The following is a 569-nucleotide window of genomic DNA, read 5'->3' on the forward strand; positions in this document are numbered from 1 at the left end:
AACCTGAACGTGCGTCAGGGCGAGCGTATTGTGTTGTGCGGGCCATCGGGCTCGGGCAAATCCACCACCATTCGTTGCCTGAACCGTCTGGAAGAACACCAGCAAGGCAAGATCGTGGTTGATGGCACCGAACTGACCTCGGACCTCAAGCAGATCGAAACCATCCGCCGTGAAGTCGGCATGGTGTTCCAGCACTTCAACCTGTTCCCGCATCTGACCATCCTGCAGAACTGCACGCTGGCCCCGATGTGGGTGCGCAAGATGCCGAAGAAAAAGGCTGAAGAAATCGCCATGCACTACCTGGAGCGCGTGCGCATTCCAGAGCAGGCGCATAAATTCCCGGGCCAACTCTCCGGCGGTCAGCAACAGCGTGTGGCGATTGCCCGTGCCCTGTGCATGAAGCCGAAAATCATGCTGTTCGATGAGCCGACCTCGGCACTCGATCCGGAAATGGTCAAGGAAGTTCTGGACACCATGGTCGGCCTGGCTGAAGAAGGCATGACCATGCTCTGCGTAACCCACGAAATGGGCTTCGCCCGTACCGTGGCCAACCGCGTGATCTTCATGGA

General features: G+C 58.2%; 1 protein-coding gene. It reads left to right on the forward strand.

Features of this window, described 5'->3' with window-relative positions; translation table 11 throughout:
• Positions 1–569: amino acid ABC transporter ATP-binding protein (locus IV01_RS01605; RefSeq protein WP_032631615.1), on the forward strand; the 569-nt coding region annotated here is incomplete at both ends.

Origin of the sequence: Pseudomonas syringae, from assembly GCF_000737245.1 — a bacterium.
Lineage (GTDB): Bacteria > Pseudomonadota > Gammaproteobacteria > Pseudomonadales > Pseudomonadaceae > Aquipseudomonas > Aquipseudomonas syringae_J.